The following is an 18,510-nucleotide window of genomic DNA, read 5'->3' on the forward strand; positions in this document are numbered from 1 at the left end:
GACGCGCACGCAGCGCTCCCCGACGAATGATCAATCGGGCAAGCTTACCACCGGTGCGCGCCATACGCCGCCGTGCACCACGCCGGCGCAGGGATTGAAACCGATCGCATACGCCAGGTCGGCCGGGCGGGCGATGCGCCACAGCGCAAAGTCGGCGCGCTTGCCCACCGCCAGGCTGCCCCGGTCATGCTGCAGGCCCAGCGCGCGCGCGGCAATGACGGTAGCGCCGGCCAGCGCTTCCTGCGGCGTCAATCGCCACAAGGTGCAGGCCATGTTCATCGCCAGCAGCAGGGACGTCATCGGCGAGGTGCCGGGGTTGCAGTCGGTAGACACGGCCATCGGCACGCCTGCCGCGCGCAAGGCGGCAATCGGTGGCGGCTGCGTCTCGCGCAAAAAGTAGCAGGCACCCGGCAGCAGCACGGCCACCGTGCCGTGGCGCGCCATGGCGGCGACGCCGTCGTCGCTCAGGAACTCCAGGTGATCGGCCGACAGGCCGTCAAACTTCGCCACCAGCACCGCGCCGCCCTGGTCCGACAGCTGCTCCGCATGCAGTTTCACGGGCAGGCCCAGCGCTTTGGCCGCCTCGAACACGCGCCGCGTTTGCGCCGGTGTAAAACCGATGTGCTCGCAAAAGGCATCGACCGCATCGGCCAGGCCGGCGCTGGCAATGGCCGGCAGCATCTGGCCGCAAACGAGATCAATGTAGTCGTCAGGGCGGCCCGCGTACTCGGGCGGCAGCGCATGCGCGCCAAGAAATGTGGCGCGCACCGTCACCGGGCACCGTTCGCCGATGGCGCGCGCCACGCGCAGCATTTTCGCTTCGCTCTCCAGCTCCAGCCCATAGCCGGACTTGATCTCCAGCGTGGTCACGCCTTCGGCCAGCAGGGCCAGCACGCGCGGCAGGCTTTGCCGCAGCAGTTCGGCCTCGCTGGCGGCGCGCGTGGCGCGCACGGTGGCGGCGATGCCGCCGCCGGCGCGGCTGATGTCTTCGTAGCTGGCGCCATTCAGGCGCGCTTCGAATTCGTCGCTGCGCTGGCCGGCGTGGACGATATGCGTGTGGCAGTCGATCAGGCCGGGCGTGAGCCAGCATTGCTCACCATCGATCCGCAGCGCGCCGCTGGCCGGCAGTTCGTCGGCGGGACCGAACCAGGCGATGCGGCCGTCCTTGACGGCAATCGCGGCGCCCGGCAGTTCGCCGTAGCCCTGCTCCATGGTGGCCAGATGAACATTGTCGATGACCAGGTCCCAGTCGCGCATGCGGTCTCCTTTCAGGTGAACAGATCAACATGGAACACGGCCGTGGCGTGTGGCGCCTCGAGCCACCATTGCCGTGCGTCGCCAGCGTCCAGCAGCAGGGCGTCATGGCGTTTCAGCATCAATGCCTGCTGGCCGCCACGCGCCAGCACGGGGCCGTCACCGGCGACAAACAACAGCGTGGCAGCGCTGCGGCGCGCCAGCTGGCACGGCGCCATGAGGGTTTCCAGTTGATGGCGGCAGCGGCTGCGCCGCGTCATCACATTGAAGTCCACGGTTGCGCCCTGCACCTGCGCGTGGGCCAACGCTTCACCGGGAAACCACAGCATGGGCTGCGCCCGGCTCAAGGTGACAGTGCGCGCGCCGTCCAGCGTCAGCTGCAGCTTGTCTCCCTCGACCAGCAGCAGGCTGCGGTCGATGCCGGGAAAGCTGGAAAACGGCCCGTCGGCCGTGATGGTCGCCAGGCTGATGCGCCAGTCGAAATTATCCAGGGACGCGTCAGGCGGGAAGATGGCGATTTGCGCCGTGCTGCCGCCGCCATTCTTCCACGGCGCGGCGCGCAGGCGTTCGCGGGCAATCAAGGTCGCCATCAGAGTGATCGCAATCGCGCCACGGCGCACTTGTATGCACTGGCGATGGCGTCTTGCGCCACGTGGCGGCCACCGCGCACCTGCCAGCGCCCGCCGCATAACACGTCGCGTACCAGATTGTCGTTACCGCAAAACAGCAAGCTGCCCAGCACTTCGTCAACGGCCACGGCGCACAGATTGGGATGGGCATCATCCAACACCAGCAGGTCGGCGCGGCAGCCCACCGCCAGCGCGCCCAGCTTGCGCCCGGCAGCCTGCGCCCCGCCCTGCAAGGCCGATTGCCACAGATAGTCGCCCACCTGGGGCTGCGCGGGCGTGGCCGCGATATTGCGCTGCCGGCGCTGCAGGCGCTGGCCATATTCGAGCCAGCGCAGCTCCTCCACCGGCGACTGCGACACATGGCTGTCGCTGCCGATGCCGAAGCGCCCGCCGGCAGCGATGAACTCAGGCAGTGGAAACAGGCCATCGCCCAGGTTCGCTTCCGTGGTCGGGCACAGGCCGGCCACGGCGCCACTGGCGGCCAGCTGCACGATTTCATCGTGTGACAGATGGGTGGCGTGCACCAGGCACCAGCGTGCATCGACGTCAAACTGATCGTACAGATACTGCACCGGCCGCATGCTTGTGGCGACCAGGCACTGATCGACCTCGGCCTGCTGCTCGGCGATATGGATGTGGATCGGGCGCCCGACCGGCACGGCCGCCAGCACCTGCGCGACCTGATCCATGGGCGCGGCGCGCAGCGAGTGCGGCGCAAACCCGACTTCCACTTGCCCGTCGCGCTGCACTTCCAATGCCTCGACGATGCGCAGCACATCGCCGGCATCGGTGCGAAAGCGCGCCTGTTCCGGGGTCAAGGGCTGGGCACCGAACCCGGCATGGCTGTACAGCACCGGCAGCATGGTGATGCCGATGCCGCTGGCGCGCGCCGCCGCGATCACCGTTTCGGCCGTCTCGGCCGGCCGCGCATACAGGGCACCAGCCGCATCGCGCTGCAGGTAATGAAATTCGCACACGGCCGTATAACCATGGCGCAGGCATTCGGCAAACAGCTGGGCGGCGATGGCTTCGATCTGTTCCGGCGCAATGCGCCCGGCAAAACGGTACATCAGTTCGCGCCAGGTCCAGAAGCTGTCCGGACCTGCACCGGCCTTTTCCGTCATGCCGCCCAGCGCCCGTTGAAAAGCGTGCGAATGCAGGTTGACCATGCCGGGCACCACATACTCGGCCAGTTCCACGCCATCTGGCGGCGCCGCGTTATCGATCACGCTCGTCAAATCACCATCCGCATCCCACGCCAGCAGCACGTCGCGGCGCCAGCCGCCGGGCAGCAGCGCGTGGCGCGCAAACAGCTTCAACGCCGCACCCATGCCACGGCCGCTGCCATCATCTGCCGCAGCAGCGGCTGCACCTGTGCCGCCAGCTCGGGCCGATAGGCAAACGGCGCCGCTTCGTCCGTTTCGTTCATGTACAGGCACTGGCACATCTCGAGCTGGATCGCCTGCACGCGGCGCGCCGGCTGGCCGTAGTGGCGCGTGATATGGCCGCCCTTGAAGCGGCCGTTCAGGGCTACCGTGAATGGTGCCTGCGCACGCGCCAGGTCCACCACGGCAGTGCTCAAGCCGGCATCGCAGCTGGCGCCGTCGGCCGTGCCGAAGTTCAGGTCGGGCAGCTTGCCGTCGAAAAAACGCGGCACGCGCGAGGCGATCGAATGCGCGTCCCACAGCACCACCGCGCCATGCACGCGCAGCAGGCGCTCAAGCTCCTGCTGCAGCTGGCGGTGATACGGCGCCCAGTAACGCGCGACGCGCCGCTGCCGCTCCTGCATGTCAGGCTCCTGACCCGCCAGATACAGCGGCTCGCGCTGAAAGGTGTCTGTCGGCAGCAGACCGGTCGTGTCCTGGCCCGGATACAGGTTCGTATCCTCCTGCGGCCGGTTCAGATCGATCACATAGCGCGACCAGCGCGCCGACAGCACCGACGCATCCATGTCCCGCAAGAAGCCGTGCAGTTCGCGCAGATGCCAGTCGGTATCCATCTTCACCAGCGCCTGCGGCGTCATGCATGCGGCAATCTCGTCGGGGATGTCCACGCCCACATGCGGCATCGATACCAACAGAGGAATGCTGCCGGCGTGAAATTGATAATCCATGATGGTCTCCTGGGCCGCTCAATCGTACAGCGGCGCGAACAGCTGTTTGCAGGTCAGGCTCAAGTCGCCGGCAAGCACCATCTGCCGGGCCGCTTCGATATCGGGTGCGAAATAGCGGTCGGCGTCAAAAAACGGCACCTTCTGGCGCAACTGCTGGTGCACGTGTTCCAGTTGCGGCGAGGTTTTCAAGGGCCGGTGGAAATCGATGCCCTGCGCGGCGGCCAGCAGCTCGATACCGACGATCACCGCCGTGTTGTGCGCCATGTCGCCCAGGCGCCGGCCGGCGAAGGTCGCCATGCTGACATGGTCTTCCTGGTTGGCCGAAGTGGGCAGGCTGTCGACGCTGGCCGGGTGCGCCAGCGACTTGTTTTCCGACGCCAGCGCGGCCGCCGTCACGTGCGCGATCATGAAGCCGGAATTGATGCCCGGCTCGCGCACCAGGAACGGCGGCAGGCCGGACAGCGTCGCGTCGATCAAGAGCGCGATGCGGCGCTCGGCCAGCGCGCCGATTTCGGCGATCGCCAGCGCCAGGGTGTCGGCCGCAAAGGCCACCGGCTCGGCGTGGAAGTTCCCGCCCGAGACGATGTCGGCCAGGGCGCCAGCTCCATCCGGGAAGATCAAGGGATTATCGGTCACCGCATTGGCTTCGATCAGCAGGGTGCGGCGCGCATTGACGATCAGGTCCAGGCAGGCGCCCATCACCTGCGGCTGGCAGCGCAGGCTGTACGGGTCCTGCACGCGCTCGTCGCCTTCCAGGTGCGAAGCGCGGATGGCGCTGTGCGCCACCAGCTGGCGGTACATCTGCGCCGCCAGGATCTGGCCCGGCTGGCCGCGCACCGCATGCACGCGCGCGTCGAACGGCGCATCGCTGCCCTTGGCCGCGTCCAGCGACAGCGCGCCCGTGACCATCGCCGCTTCCAGCAGGCGCTCGGCCATGAACAGGCCGTGCAGCGCCAGCGCGGCCGACACTTGCGTGCCGTTGATCAGCGCCAGCCCCTCTTTCGCCGCCAGCACCACCGGCGCGATGCCGGCCTGCGCCAGCGCGTCGGGCGCCGGCATCAACACGCCATTGACGCGCACGTCGCCCACGCCCAGCATGGCCAGGGTCATGTGCGACAGCGGCGCCAGGTCGCCCGAGGCGCCCACCGAACCCTTGGCGGGAATGGCCGGCATGATGCCGGCGTTGTACAGCGCGATCAGGGTATCGACGATCAGCGGGCGCACGCCCGAATAGCCGCGCGCCAGGCTGCCGATCTTCATCAGCATGATCAAGCGCACCACCGCGTCCGACAGCAGCTCGCCGGTGCCGACCGAATGCGACAGGATCAGGTTGCGCTGCAGTTGCTCGAGCTTTTCATCGGGAATGCGCGTCCTGGCCAGGAGGCCAAAGCCGGTGTTGATGCCATAGGCCGCCTCGCCCTTGGCGACGATGTCCCGCACGGCGGCGGCCGACGCTTCGATCGCGCCGTAGGCATCAAGCGCCAGCTTCAAGGTGGCCGGCCCGGCCCACACTGCGCGCAGATCGGCCAGGGTCATCGCGCCCGGTGTCAGGGTCCAGCCAGTCAAAGATGGTGTCATGTTTTCATTCCATCATGGGCAGGTTCAGGCCATTGCGCCTGGCGCAGGCGGCCGCCGTTTCATAGCCGGCATCGGCATGGCGCATCACGCCCGAGCCGCTGTCGTTGACCAGCACGCGCGCCAGGCGTTTCGCTGCAGCGTCCGTGCCATCGGCCACGATCACCATGCCCGCATGCTGGGAATATCCCATGCCAACGCCGCCGCCGTGGTGCAGCGAGACCCAGGTGGCACCGCCGGCCGTATTGAGCAGGGCGTTGAGCAGCGGCCAGTCGGACACGGCATCGGTGCCGTCCTTCATGCTTTCCGTTTCGCGGTTCGGGCTGGCCACCGAGCCCGTATCGAGGTGGTCGCGGCCGATCACGATGGGTGCCTTCAGCTCGCCCGTGCGCACCATCTCGTTGAAGGCCAGGCCGGCGAGATGGCGCTCGCCCAGGCCCAGCCAGCAGATGCGCGCCGGCAGTCCCTGGAAGGCGATGCGCTCGCGCGCCATGTCCAGCCAGTGGTGCACCTGCGCGTGCTGCGGGAACAGCTGCTTGATCTTCGCATCGGTCTTGTAGATGTCTTCCGGGTCGCCCGACAGCGCCACCCAGCGGAACGGTCCGCACCCTTCGCAGAACTGCGGGCGGATATACGCCGGCACGAAGCCGGGGAAGTCAAACGCGTTGCGCACGCCCTGGTCAAACGCCACCTGGCGGATGTTGTTGCCATAGTCGACCGTGTGCACGCCCATCGCGTGAAAGTCCAGCATGGCCTGCACGTGGGCGGCGCAGGAGTCGGCGGCGGCCAGCGCCAGGCGCGCATGGCGTTTCGGGTCCTGCTGCGCCGCCTTCCAGTCCGATACGCTCCAGCCGCGCGGCAGGTAGCCGTTGACCAGATCATGCGCCGAGGTTTGATCCGTCACCAGGTCGGGCAGCGGGCCGCCCGCTTTGGCCCGTTTCACCAGTTCAGTCAGCACTTCGGCGGCATTGCCGAGCAGGCCGATGGAGATCGCTTCTCTGCGTTCGGTGTGGTGTGCTATCAGCGCCAGCGCATCGTCCAGATTGGCCGCCTGCTTGTCGAGGTAGCGGGTGCGCAGGCGGAAATCAATGCTGCTTTGCTGGCATTCGATGGTGAGCGACACGGCGCCGGCCATGGTGGCGGCCAGCGGCTGCGCGCCGCCCATGCCGCCCAGGCCGGCCGTCAGTATCCAGCGCCCGGCCCAGTCGCCGCCGAAATGCTGGCGGCCCGCTTCGGCAAAGGTTTCATATGTGCCCTGCACGATGCCCTGCGTGCCGATATAGATCCAGCTGCCGGCGGTCATCTGGCCGTACATGAACAGGCCCTGGCGATCGAGTTCGTTGAAGTGTTCCCAGTTGGCCCATTTCGGCACCAGGTTGGAGTTGGCGATCAGCACCCGTGGCGCGTCCGGGTGGGTGCGAAAGACGCCCACCGGTTTGCCGGACTGGATCAGGAGGGTCTGGTCTTCTTCCAGTGCGCGCAGCGAGGCGAGGATCTGGTCGAAACAGGCCCAGTTGCGCGCCGCGCGGCCGATGCCGCCGTAGACCACCAGATGCTGCGGATGCTCTGCCACCTCGGCATCGAGATTGTTCTGCAGCATGCGGTAGGCCGCCTCGATCTGCCAGTTCTTGCAGTGCAACTGCGTGCCGCGCGGGGCGCGGATGCTGCGGCTGGCGTCAAAGCGCGGATCGCCGTCCATATCCTGGTTCATGCCGTCTCCTCTCAAGGGGAAAGCGGGCATGCGTGGCCCGCTTTGATGTGACAAGCATAGGTTGTCTATACAAGCAAGTCAACCGCTTTTGTCTGACGCTGATGTGACTTTTCTCGCCCCCGCCACTGTCACAAATGCCTGGCATGCTCAAGCCCGCGACGGCTTGCACAGGGCCGCCAGGCGGCCAGCAGCTTGCGTTGGGTCAACAGGCCTTGGAACTGGCTGGCCTACGCTGGCGTTTTATCGCGGAGGCCACCATGACACGCCACCATGTAATCAGCACCACCGGCTGCGACGTGTTTTATGCGCTCGTCACGCACTGCAGGGACAGCCTGGGCGCGCATTTCGACACCATGGTCGTCACCTATACGGAAGGCGGCCAGCCGGTGCTCGGTGCGGCCCTGCGCGACGCCGGAAGCGGCTGCGAAATGCACCGCCGCGCGGGCCAGGCCGACGAATGCTGGTGCTGCGGCTTTGACGAGCAGCTCGAATTCGTATCGCAGACCGACGTGCCGCTGGCGCATGCCGATTACCGCCTGACCGTCAGCAATGGCGAGACATGGACAGGCACGACGGACGCCAAAGGCCGCACGGAGCGTATCGCCAGCAAGCAGGCAGAGCGCATCGTCAAAGCCGAATTTTTCCCGCCAGCGTATCAATCCCCCTGCTGCGCCGCATCCCCCGCACGCGCCAAACCGGCCGGCAAGACCGTCGAACTGCAGGATGTCAGGACCACCGACCAGAATGTCGGTTCGTCGGTCAGGACAGTCAAGTTGAACGACAAGGTGCGCCCGCTGACGCAGGGCGAGATCAATATGGCGTGGCTGCTGTTCGAGGACGCGATTGACTACAGCAAGGTCAAGGTGCATGCCGAGCCGTATTTATGGTTTGGCTTGCAGCCGAAGGATGTGGCCATGACGCCGAATGGGGAGATTTATTTTCATGAGTCGGAGTTCAAGGAGGATTTTTCTCAATCAGACGATCAACGAAAACACTGGTTCATACACGAGATGGTGCATGTTTGGCAATATCAACTCACATATCCCGTCAAACTACGAGGTGCCATCCGCCTTGGCCTGGACTATAAATATGTTCTGTCATCTACTCAAAAGCTAGCTGACTACAACATGGAGGCACAAGGTGATTTGATCGCCGATTATTTCGTACTGAGGTTTTTAGATTCTACCGACGCAATGCGTCAGCAACAATATAAAGACTCCAAACATATTTTTGAAGAGGCACTCAGTGATTTTTTCAAGAATCGTAAAGAACCAAAAAACCTGCCTGGTTACAATATCGATCATGAGCCAATGGTCGATATCCCCTGATGTCGCAGCATATTCACGCATGGCTGAAGCCATCGTTACGTCATCAGACGGAGCACCTTGCTTTTCCATCACAACAAAAGAAGAAGCGCGCAATGGCGTGCCAATTCTGGGTGCGCTGATCGTGTCAGATCTGTCACTTCGGCCAGTCAAAAAAGTATGGTCTTTTTCCCTGCCACCATCGACACAGCTTCCCATCCATGCAGCTTCATGCATTCGCTATGGAGAATTACCAGGGATGGCGACTGGCATCAGCCCCGGAATACTCATTTCCGGGCATTTTTATAGCGTTTTTTTGAATGGTAGCCCAAAGGACCCGTCTGACCCCACTTATGGCTACGAAGGAAAATTCTGTATCGCTGCCACTGCCACTGGCGGCCAGCAAGTCGTTCCGATTACCAGAGATATGCTGGCGTGGCGAAGTGAAGTCTGTCCAAGCGCCTCACCATCACAATAGGCCTGCCATGTGCATGCGCTCGCGCGGTGCAACTGCCGCGCGGCGAACGCAGCAGAACGGACACCAGTTGCGAGAACCCTGCGGCGCAGCAATAAGCCTTGCCTTCAACTGGCATCATGAAAAATCACGCCCAGCGTATGCCGCACGCCCGAGCGCAGGCGCGACACGCCGTGGCGCATGGTGACCCGGTAGCTGCCGCGCACGCCATTGACGGGGCGCTGCGCGACGGGAAAGATGACGGCGTCGCCCTGCTGCAGAGGCACCACTTCCACGCGCGACTGCATGCGCGGGCGCTGCTCCGTCAGCACGAATTGGCCGCCCGTAAAGTCAAACTGCGGGCGCGACAGCAGCACGGCCAGCTGCAGCGGAAAAACATGCTCGCCATACAGGTCCTGGTGCAGGCAGTTGTAGTCGCCTTCGCCGTAGCGCAACATCAGCGGCGTGGGCCGCGTCTGCCCCGCCGCATGGCAGCGCGCCAGGAATGCTTCATGCGCCGGCGGAAAGCGCGTCTCCAGTCCCATGGCCGCCTGCCAGCGGTTGGCGATCGCCGCCAGCGGCGCATACAGCGCCATGCGCAAGGCGGACACCGGCTCGGGCAGCGGATAGGCGAAATATTGATATTCGCCACGGCCAAAACCCTGGCGCTCCATCACCACCCGGCTGCGGAAACGCTCCGGCTGATCGTATTGCGCCGCCAGCGCCAGGCAGGCGTCCACCTCCAGCAAGCCGGGCACCACGGCGCAGCCATGGCCGTTGAGCTCGTCCTCGATGCGCTGCCAGTCAAGCCGCTGCATCGCCGGCCTCCCGCTCGAGCAACTGCCGCTTGCGCTCCACGCCCCAGCGATAGCCAGACAGCGCGCCGTCGTTGCGCACCACGCGGTGGCACGGTATTGCCACGGCCAGCGTATTGGCCGCGCAGGCGCCGGCCACGGCGCGCGCGCCGGTGGGCAGGCCGATGCGCCGCGCCAGTTCCGCGTAGCTGACGGTGCTGCCGGCGGGAATGGCGCGCAACGCTTGCCAGACGCGTTGCTGGAAGGCCGTGCCGCGCACGTCGAGCGGCAGGTCCAGGCCCAGCGCGGGCGCTTCGACCAGACCGATCACCCTGGCCACCGTCTGCTCATAGTCGGGCTCGGCGCCGCGCAAGTCGGCCTGCGGAAAGCGGTCCTGCAAGTCGCGCAGCAATGCGTCCGGATCGTCGCCCAGCAGGATCGCGCAGACGCCCTTGTCGGTGCTGGCGACCAGGAGTGCGCCAAGGGTACAGGCGGCGATCGCAAAGCGGATCACGGCGCCGCTGCCGCCGGCGCGAAAGGCGCCCGGCGTCATGCCCAACAGCGCAGGCGTGGCGGCATAGAAACGTGCACTGGAATGAAAGCCGGCCGCATACAGGGCGTCGGTGACGGTGCCGGCGCCCGGCTGGGCCAGGCCGGCCTTGAGCCGTTCGCCACGGCGCGCCACCGCATAGCCTTTCGGCGTAATGCCGGTGTGCGCCTTGAAGACGCGGTGGAAATGAAAGCGGCTCATGCCGGCCGCCTGCGCCAGCGTATCAAGATCAGGCAGGTCGTCGCTGGCCTCGATCAGACGGCAACTTTGCGCGACGATGGCCGCCTGGCGCTCGGCCAGCGGCGGCTGGCCCGGTTTGCAGCGCAGGCAGGCGCGAAAGCCGGCCGCTTCAGCCTCGGCGCAGCTGGCGTGAAAGGCCACGTTGGCGCGCAGGGCCAGGCGCGCCGCGCATGACGGGCGGCAATATACGCCGGTCGTACGCACCGAGTAATAAAAGCGGCCGTCGGCGGCAGCGTCGCGCTGTTGCACCGCCGCCCAGCGCGCTTCGTCGTTCGTGTAAGAATGGTCCATGATGTTCCCCCTGTTTTGCTCTTTGCTGGCCACCATCGTGCCACGCGGCGACAGGCGCCGCACTCCGGCTCTTGCTTTTGAATTCGCCGGCCGGCGGCGGTGCTAAAATCGGCCATCGCGCCGCCATGGGGCTTGCCTTGCGCTTCGGAGAAATTGCATTGGACCACCAGCTTACACAGGAAAATACGCCCATTTTCCAGCGCATCAAGGATTATTTATTGGCCGGCATCGCCGCCGGTCGCTGGAAGGAAGGCGACGTGATCCCGTCCGAGCAGGCGCTGGTCAAGCAGTTTGGCGTCTCGCGCATGACGGTCAACCGCGCCGTGCGCGAGCTGACCAGCGAACAGGTGCTCACGCGCCGCCAGGGCGCCGGCACCTATGTCGCGCAACAGAAGTACCAGGCAACGCTGCTGGAAATCAAGAGTATCGCTGATGAAGTGCGTGCGCGCGGCCATTTGCACCGCAGCAATCTGCAAGTGCTCGAACAGGTCAAGGCTTCCGAGCTGATGGCCAGGCAGTTCGGCCTGGCGTCCTCGAAGACGCTGTTCCATTCGCTGATCGTGCACTTCGAAAACGGCGTGCCGATCCAGGTGGAAGACCGCTGGGTCAATCCCGGCTGCGCGCCCGACTACATGGTGCAGGATTTTGCCACCATCACGCCCAATGAGTACCTGATGGCGGCCGCGCCGCTGCAGGGCGCCACCTACAGCATTGAAGCGCTGTCGGCGCCACGCAACATCGCCGAAATGCTGGCAATCGACATGAAACAGCCTTGCCTGGTGCTGCGCCGCCAGACCAGGTCCGCCGGCAAGATTGCCTCGATTGCCACCATGTGGCATCCGGGCCACCGCTATCAGTTCGCCGGCTCGTTCAGCTAACCGGCAATTGACTGTCAAAATGCTATTTTACTAGCATAAATTACACCTTCTTTTCTCTCCGATTCTCACTTGAATGCAAAAAAAACAACTATTTTTTTGCAGAAAAATCTGCCTTTTGTACGGCAATGGAAGTTAGATAGTCGGCATAAATATTCGGTGCTATAGTTGCCGCCAGAACAGAATGCCGGCCGCATGCCGGCCCGCACATCGCGCAGAGCCAGGCGTCATCACGCAGCAGAAAGGGATGCATTTGTCGCATCGCAGCCTCACCAGATCCAGCGCAAGACGCCTGCGGCGGCTTGCGCCGCATCCGCTCGTCCTGCTGCTCGCCTGCGGCTGGACGGCGTTGGCACGCGCGGCGCCGGCGCTCGGTGAAGGCGCTGCGGGACCATGGCCATGGCTGGCCGCCAGCGCCACCGCGCTGGCCGGCATCGCCACCTGGCAAGCCTGGCGCTGGCGCCGGCAACTGCAGGGCGTGCAATCGGGCGAGATCAGCGACAAGGGCATCGGCACGCCGGCGGCGCAGGCGCTGCAAGGCGCCGTGCTGGCCGGCTGGTGCTGGCAGCGTGGCGGCGACCGTTTGAGCATGTCCAGCCTGTATCGCAGCCTGCTGGGCGACAAGAAAGCCAGCCTGCAGCTCACCCTGGCCGACTGGCTGGCCGAAGTACACCGCGATGACCGCGCACGCCTGAGCAACGCTTTGCGCCAGCATTTCGACGGCCAGGCGCCGGCCCCCGTCAGTTGTGAATTCCGCCTGCGCCATGGCGACGGCCAATGGCGCTGGCTGCTGCTGCGCGGCGCGGTGCTGGTGCGCGCTTCCGATGGCGCGCCGGTAAAGGCCAGCGGCGTCCTGTGCGATATCGCCGAACGCAAGGCCGACGAGCAGGCGCGCATGCGCAGCATGCTTGAAGCGGCGCCCGAAGCGATGCTGATCGCCGATATCGAAGGCCGCGTGCACTTCGCCAACCAGATCGGCGCGCGCTGTTTCGGCTATCCGCTGGCCGACATCATCGGCATCTCGCTCGAACAACTGGTGCCCGACAGCACGCAAGGCCAGACGGCGGGCGAGGCGCAGTCGCGCCACAGCCTGCCAGGCCGGGTGATGATGGCGCGCCGGCGCGACGGTTCTCACTTCCCGGCCAAGGTCAGCCTGTCGCAGCTGCGCATGGCCGGCCAGGTGTATTCCATCGTCTCGCTGCGCGACATGACGCAGCGCCAGCGCGCCGAGGAAGCCCTGCACGCCAGCTCGGAACGCTATCGCCTGATCGTGCAGACGGCAGCCGAAGGCATCTGGATGACCAATAGCGCCGGCCTGACCACCTTCGTCAATCCGAAGATGGCGCACCTGCTCGGCTACACGGTGCAGGAAATGCTGGGCCGCCCCCTGCTCGAGTTCATGGACCGCGACAGCCAGTTGCTGATGCAGCGCCGCCTCGACAGCCATGGCAACCTGCACAGCCAGCCGGACCAGGTCGATTTCCGTTTTTTCCGCAAGGACCAGTCCAGCATGTGGGGCTTGCTGTCAAGCAGCAGCATCCAGTCGGACAACGGCGAGCCCGGTGGCACCCTGGCGATGATCACCGACATCACCGAGCGGCGCCAGGCCTCGATCGCCCTGTCCAATTCCAGCCAGCGCATGGCTTCGGTGTTCGGCGCCGTCACCAACGGCCTGGTGGTGCAGAACAGCGATGGTCACATTCTGGAAAGCAATGCGGCGGCCGAACGCATGCTGGCCGCCAGCCGCGCCGGCGGCAGCCTGTGGCAAGCGATCCGCGAAGACGGCTCGCCGTTCGAGCAGCACAGCCATCCCGTGCACATCACCCTGTCGACCGGCGAAGCGATGCGCGACGTGGTGATGGGGGTGCAGCAGCTCGACGGCAACCTGTGCTGGCTGTCGGTCAATACCGAAGCGATCCGCGACGAATACGGCAAGGTGGGCATGGTGGTGGCCAGCCTGACCGATATCACGTATCACAAGCGCAGCGAAAGCACCCTGCGCGAACTGAACGAACACCTGGAAGAGCGCGTGGCCCAGCGTACCGAGCAGCTCGACCAGGCCAAGCAGGTGGCCGAGGAAGCCAGCCTGGCCAAGGGCCAGTTCCTGGCCAACATGAGCCATGAAATCCGCACGCCGATGAATGGCGTGATCGGCATGGCCTATCTGGCCCTGAAAACGGACCTGGAGCCGCGCCAGCGCGATTACCTGGAGAAGATCCGCTTTGCCGGCGAACATTTGCTGGGCATCATCGACGACATCCTCGACATTTCCAAGATCGAGGCCGGCAAGCTGAAGATCGAGCACGTCAACTTCAGTTTCGACCATGTGATCCAGACCCTCAACACCGTGGTGGCGCCGCGCGCCGCAGGCAAGAACCTGGAACTGCTGTTCGAGATCGACCCGCAATTGCCGCCCATCCTGGTGGGCGATCCCCTGCGCCTGGGCCAGGTGCTGATCAACTACGCCAATAACGCCATCAAGTTCAGCGATCAGGGCAGCATCACCGTGATCGTCAAAAAAGTGGTGGGCGACGACAAGCATTGCCTGGTGCGCTTTGAAGTGTGCGACCACGGCATCGGCCTGTCGCACGATGAAATGAGCAAATTGTTCCAGTCCTTCCAGCAAGCCGATACCTCGACCACGCGCGAGTATGGCGGCACCGGCCTGGGCCTGGCGATCAGCAAGCAGCTGGCCCAGCTGATGGGCGGCGAGGTCGGCGTCGACAGCTGCCCCGGCCTGGGCAGCACCTTCTGGTTCACGGCGCGCCTGGGCATTTCAAGCCAGGCCGCGCCGGCCCTGCTCGACACCATGCTGGAAACGGCGCAGGCCATGCGCGCCAGCGCCGATGCGGCGCTGGTGATGGGTGCGCTCAAGCATGCCCGCATCCTGCTGGTGGAAGACAATACCTTCAACCAGCAGGTGGCGCTGGAGCTGCTCGAAGAAGCGGGCGCCTCGGTCTGCCTGGCCAACAATGGCGTCGAAGCGCTGGACTTGCTGCGCCAGGCGCAGTTCGACTGCGTGCTGATGGACGTGCAGATGCCGCTGATGGATGGCCTGCAGGCCACGCGCCTGATCCGCGCCGATCCCAGGCTGGCGCAGCTGCGCGTGCTGGCCATGACGGCCACCGCCACCAGCGAAGACCGGGTGCGCTGCCTGGAGGCCGGCATGGACGACTTCATTTCCAAGCCGATCCAGCCGGCCATGATGTACCAGACCATCGCCGGCTGGCTGCCGGCGCGCGAGGCGCCGCCGCCGCCCGTGCGCAGCCGCAACGCGCCAGCCTTCAAGACCACGCTGGCCGGCGACCCGCAGGTGATCGACCTGTCGATCCTGGCCAAGCTGCTCGGCTACAACCCGCAAAAAGTGCGCAAGTTCGCCTTCAAGTTCCTGCAGACGACGCAGGACGGCTTTGCCGACATCGATGCGGCGCTGGCGCGCGGCGACGTGGCGCAGGTGCGCGAACTGGGCCACCGCATCAAATCGTCGGCGCGCACGGTGGGCGCGCTGGGCATGTCCGAGCTGTGCCACCAGCTGGAAAACCTGCCGCCGGGCACGAACGCCGACGAAATCGAACAGGCGCACCGCATCGTCAGGCTGCTGTGGCCCTTGCTGGAACAGATTACCGAGCAAATCATGAACAACACCAGCTTTGCCAATGATGATTAATCGCGGCAAGCAGGGCGACCACACCGAAGGACACTGCGATGACTGATGCCAATTGCCCCGCGCACATGCCGCCGAATCCGGACCCGGCGCCGATGCGCGTGCTGCTGCTCGACGACGATGTCTTCATGCTCGACGTACTGACCGACATGCTGGGCCAGCAGGGCCGGTTCGATATCCGCTGCGAAACGACCAGCATGGCCGCGTTGGGCGCGCTGCACCAGCACCAGCCGGCCCTGTTGATCTGCGACCTGTCCATGCCCGACATGGATGGCATCGAGTTCCTGCGCATGGCGGCCGACAACGATTTCCAGGGCGGCGTGGTGCTGCTGTCGGGCCTGCACACGGCCATCCGCGAGGCGGCCGAACGCCTGGCCGTGGCCAATGGCCTGCGCATTCTGGGCACGTTTCCCAAGCCCTTGCGCCACGACGACCTGCGGCGGATGATCGCGCTGCAGCAAGCGGGCGGGCGCAGCGCGTCCATCTAAAAGTCCAGGCGCGCCAAGTTTTTCTGCAATAATCGCCACGCTTTGAAAAAATGGGTTATTATTTCAGCCATCCCCGCCTGCATACCCCTGGTCGCACCTTCCAAGAACATTGAATATGTGCCCATCGCCCCCACCTGCCAGTTGTACTTCAGGAAGCGTGGATGGCGAACCAGCGTATGGTTAATTCCAGGCATTATTGATCCCACCCTCATTTGAGGAAAATATGAGCGAAAATATCAAACACATTAGCGATGCTTCTTTCGAAGCGGACGTCCTGAAATCCGAATTGCCGGTCCTGGTTGACTTCTGGGCCGAGTGGTGCGGTCCATGCAAGGCCATCGCGCCTATCCTGGAAGAAGTGGCCAAGGAATATGCCGGCCGCATCCAGATCGCCAAGATGGACGTCGATTCGAACCAGGCAGTACCCGCCAAGTTCGGCATCCGCGGCATCCCGACCCTGATCCTGTTCAAGAACGGTGAAGCGGCGGCGCAAAAAGTCGGCGCCATGGCCAAGGGCCAGCTGACCGCTTTCGTCGACAGCAATATTTAATGTATGACAGGCGGCGCTGCGCCCGCAGCGCCGCCTGACTGGATAGACCGGGAAGCGGCTTGAAGCACCATCCGCTGTCCCTTTCCTGATAATTAATCAACGCCACGCAGTTCCCTCCCCTACCTTTACCTCCCGTCTCGGGACACTCAACATATATGCATTTATCCGAACTAAAGGCCCTACACGTATCCGCCCTGCTTGAGATGGCGATCGGTCTTGACATTGACAACGCGGCCCGCTTGCGCAAACAGGAGCTGATGTTTGCGATCCTGAAAAAACGCGCGAAATCGGGCGAACAGATTTTTGGCGACGGCGCCCTGGAAGTGCTGCCTGACGGCTTCGGCTTCCTGCGCTCGCCTGACGCCAGCTACATGGCGTCGACCGACGACATTTACATCTCCCCTTCGCAAATCCGCCGCTTCAACCTGCACACCGGCGATTCGATCGAGGGCGAGGTAAGGACCCCGAAAGATGGCGAACGCTATTTCGCATTGGTCAAGGTCGACAAGGTCAACGGCGAATCGCCGGAGATGTCGAAACACCGCATCCTGTTTGAAAACCTGACGCCGCTGCACCCGAACGAGCCGCTGCGCCTGGAACGGGAAATGAATGGCCAGGAAAACATCACCGGCCGCATCATCGACCTGATCGCACCGATCGGCAAGGGCCAGCGCGGCCTGCTGGTGGCGTCGCCGAAGTCCGGCAAATCCGTGATCCTGCAGCACATCGCGCATGCGATCACGGCCAACCACCCCGACATCACCCTGATCGTGCTGCTGATCGACGAACGTCCGGAAGAAGTGACCGAAATGCAGCGCTCCGTGCGCGGCGAAGTGGTCGCCTCGACCTTTGACGAGCCGGCCACGCGCCACGTGCAGGTTGCCGAAATGGTGCTGGAAAAAGCCAAGCGCCTGGTCGAAATGAAAAAAGACGTGGTGATTCTGCTCGACTCGATCACCCGCCTGGCGCGCGCCTACAACACCGTGATCCCCGCCTCGGGCAAGGTGCTCACCGGCGGTGTCGATGCGAACGCGCTGCAACGCCCGAAACGCTTCTTCGGCGCCGCCCGCAATATCGAAGAAGGCGGCTCGCTGACCATCATCGCCACCGCGCTGATCGAAACGGGCTCGCGCATGGATGACGTGATCTTTGAGGAATTCAAGGGTACCGGCAACATGGAAGTCCACCTGGAACGCCGCCTGGCCGAAAAACGCGTCTACCCGGCCATCAACCTGAACAAATCGGGCACCCGCCGCGAAGAACTGCTGATCAAGCCGAACGAACTGCAAAAAATCTGGATCCTGCGCAAGTTGCTGTACTCGATGGACGAGATCGAAGCGATGGAGTTTATCCTCGACAAGATGAAAGCCACGAAGAACAATGCAGAGTTCTTCGACATGATGAGGCGAGGCGGGTAATCCCAGCCGTCAGCCATGCAAAGCCGCTCGATGAGCGGCTTTTTTATTGCCGCCAGCCGCAAAGCGCTATATAATCGACGGTTGCATTTATTTAAACCCTGGCAAGTGATCGGCAATCGGGTCAAGAAGCAAGACGACCGACGAAGTGCTGTTTGGCTACCAAATCAGAGAGAAGACCATGAAAGTCGATACCCATCCAGATTACCGCGAAGTTGTTTTCCACGACCTGTCGTGCGATTTCAAATTCGTTACCCGTTCGACCATCCAGACCCGCGAAAAAATCACCCACGACGGTAAAGAATACCCGCTGGTGAAAATCGAGGTGTCGGCTGAATCGCACCCATTCTTCACGGGCAAGCACAAAATCGTCGACACGGCTGGCCGCGTCGAGAAGTTCCGCCAGAAATTCGGTTCCGTCGGTTCGAAAACCGCAGTCGCAGCAGGCTGATTTTTGCCGCTTGCGGCAAAAACAGGCAGCTTTGGCTGTCAACAAAAAGGCAGCCACGGCTGCCTTTTTTGTCTTTCGGCGCTTTACTTTATACTGCCGCATAGCCCGGCGCGTCCGCACGCGTCCCAGATTCCTTTTTACTGATACCACCA

General features: G+C 64.1%; 16 protein-coding genes. 8 read left to right on the top strand and 8 right to left on the bottom strand.

Going from position 1 to position 18,510, the window contains the following annotated elements; translation table 11 throughout:
* Positions 1-30: 30 nt before the first annotated feature.
* Genes hutI through hutU form a run of 6 tightly spaced genes read right to left on the bottom strand, consistent with a single transcriptional unit; the run spans position 31 to position 7,282 of the window.
* Positions 31-1,257: an imidazolonepropionase gene (gene hutI / locus CD932_RS07490; RefSeq protein WP_094442087.1), complete on the bottom strand. Its 1,227-nt coding sequence runs from the start codon at positions 1,255-1,257 to the stop codon at positions 31-33.
* Between the two features lie 11 nt (positions 1,258-1,268).
* Complete coding sequence (locus CD932_RS07495; protein ID WP_094442088.1) at positions 1,269-1,844, bottom strand: HutD family protein; 576 nt, start codon at positions 1,842-1,844, stop codon at positions 1,269-1,271.
* A complete protein-coding gene (locus CD932_RS07500; protein WP_094442089.1) occupies positions 1,844-3,214 on the bottom strand; it encodes a formimidoylglutamate deiminase in 1,371 nt (456 codons plus the stop codon). Before CD932_RS07500 ends, CD932_RS07495 begins: the two co-directional genes overlap by 1 nt.
* A complete protein-coding gene (gene hutG, locus CD932_RS07505; protein ID WP_094442090.1) occupies positions 3,199-3,996 on the bottom strand; it encodes an N-formylglutamate deformylase in 798 nt (265 codons plus the stop codon). The genes CD932_RS07500 and hutG overlap by 16 nt, the downstream gene beginning before the upstream one ends.
* An 18-nt stretch (positions 3,997-4,014) precedes the next feature.
* Complete coding sequence (hutH, locus tag CD932_RS07510) at positions 4,015-5,574, bottom strand: histidine ammonia-lyase (protein WP_094442091.1); 1,560 nt, start codon at positions 5,572-5,574, stop codon at positions 4,015-4,017.
* A gap of 4 nt (positions 5,575-5,578) precedes the next feature.
* Positions 5,579-7,282, bottom strand: a complete 1,704-nt coding sequence (gene hutU, locus CD932_RS07515) for a urocanate hydratase (RefSeq protein WP_094442092.1) — start codon at positions 7,280-7,282, stop codon at positions 5,579-5,581.
* A 143-nt stretch (positions 7,283-7,425) separates the two neighbouring features.
* Here hutU and CD932_RS29275 point away from each other — a divergent pair, with 143 nt between their 5' ends.
* Complete coding sequence (locus CD932_RS29275) at positions 7,426-8,610, top strand: hypothetical protein (protein WP_254926499.1); 1,185 nt, start codon at positions 7,426-7,428, stop codon at positions 8,608-8,610.
* Between the two features lie 19 nt (positions 8,611-8,629).
* Positions 8,630-9,064 carry a hypothetical protein gene (locus CD932_RS28095; protein WP_141213202.1) on the top strand — a complete coding sequence of 145 codons (435 nt, stop codon included), beginning with the start codon at positions 8,630-8,632 and terminating at the stop codon, positions 9,062-9,064.
* Between the two features lie 104 nt (positions 9,065-9,168).
* Here the strand turns inward: CD932_RS28095 and CD932_RS07525 are convergent, their stop codons facing one another.
* Positions 9,169-9,858, bottom strand: coding sequence for a 2OG-Fe(II) oxygenase (locus tag CD932_RS07525; RefSeq protein ID WP_094442093.1), 690 nt, complete (start codon positions 9,856-9,858; stop codon positions 9,169-9,171).
* Positions 9,845-10,915 (bottom strand): bifunctional DNA-binding transcriptional regulator/O6-methylguanine-DNA methyltransferase Ada, encoded by a 1,071-nt coding sequence (gene ada, locus CD932_RS07530; RefSeq protein WP_094443517.1) that lies wholly within the window; start codon positions 10,913-10,915, stop codon positions 9,845-9,847. The genes CD932_RS07525 and ada overlap by 14 nt, the downstream gene beginning before the upstream one ends.
* Before the next feature lie 125 nt (positions 10,916-11,040).
* Here ada and hutC point away from each other — a divergent pair, with 125 nt between their 5' ends.
* The 6 genes from hutC (at position 11,041) to CD932_RS07565 (ending at position 18,358) form a co-directional block, all read left to right on the top strand.
* Positions 11,041-11,793, top strand: coding sequence for a histidine utilization repressor (hutC, locus tag CD932_RS07535; RefSeq protein ID WP_094443518.1), 753 nt, complete (start codon positions 11,041-11,043; stop codon positions 11,791-11,793).
* Between the two features lie 244 nt (positions 11,794-12,037).
* Positions 12,038-15,457: a PAS domain S-box protein gene (locus CD932_RS07540; RefSeq protein ID WP_094442094.1), complete on the top strand. Its 3,420-nt coding sequence runs from the start codon at positions 12,038-12,040 to the stop codon at positions 15,455-15,457.
* A gap of 38 nt (positions 15,458-15,495) precedes the next feature.
* Positions 15,496-15,942 (top strand): response regulator, encoded by a 447-nt coding sequence (locus tag CD932_RS07545; RefSeq protein ID WP_254926500.1) that lies wholly within the window; start codon positions 15,496-15,498, stop codon positions 15,940-15,942.
* A gap of 223 nt (positions 15,943-16,165) precedes the next feature.
* Positions 16,166-16,492, top strand: a complete 327-nt coding sequence (gene trxA, locus CD932_RS07555) for a thioredoxin TrxA (protein ID WP_065309607.1) — start codon at positions 16,166-16,168, stop codon at positions 16,490-16,492.
* Between the two features lie 155 nt (positions 16,493-16,647).
* Entirely contained in the window at positions 16,648-17,910 is a 1,263-nt protein-coding gene (gene rho, locus CD932_RS07560) for a transcription termination factor Rho (protein WP_034746249.1), read from the top strand.
* Between the two features lie 178 nt (positions 17,911-18,088).
* Positions 18,089-18,358: a type B 50S ribosomal protein L31 gene (locus tag CD932_RS07565; RefSeq protein WP_065309606.1), complete on the top strand. Its 270-nt coding sequence runs from the start codon at positions 18,089-18,091 to the stop codon at positions 18,356-18,358.
* Positions 18,359-18,510: the final 152 nt, after the last annotated feature.

The sequence above is a fragment of the Janthinobacterium sp. PC23-8 genome (assembly GCF_002250505.1).
In the GTDB taxonomy this organism is placed as follows: domain Bacteria; phylum Pseudomonadota; class Gammaproteobacteria; order Burkholderiales; family Burkholderiaceae_D; genus Janthinobacterium.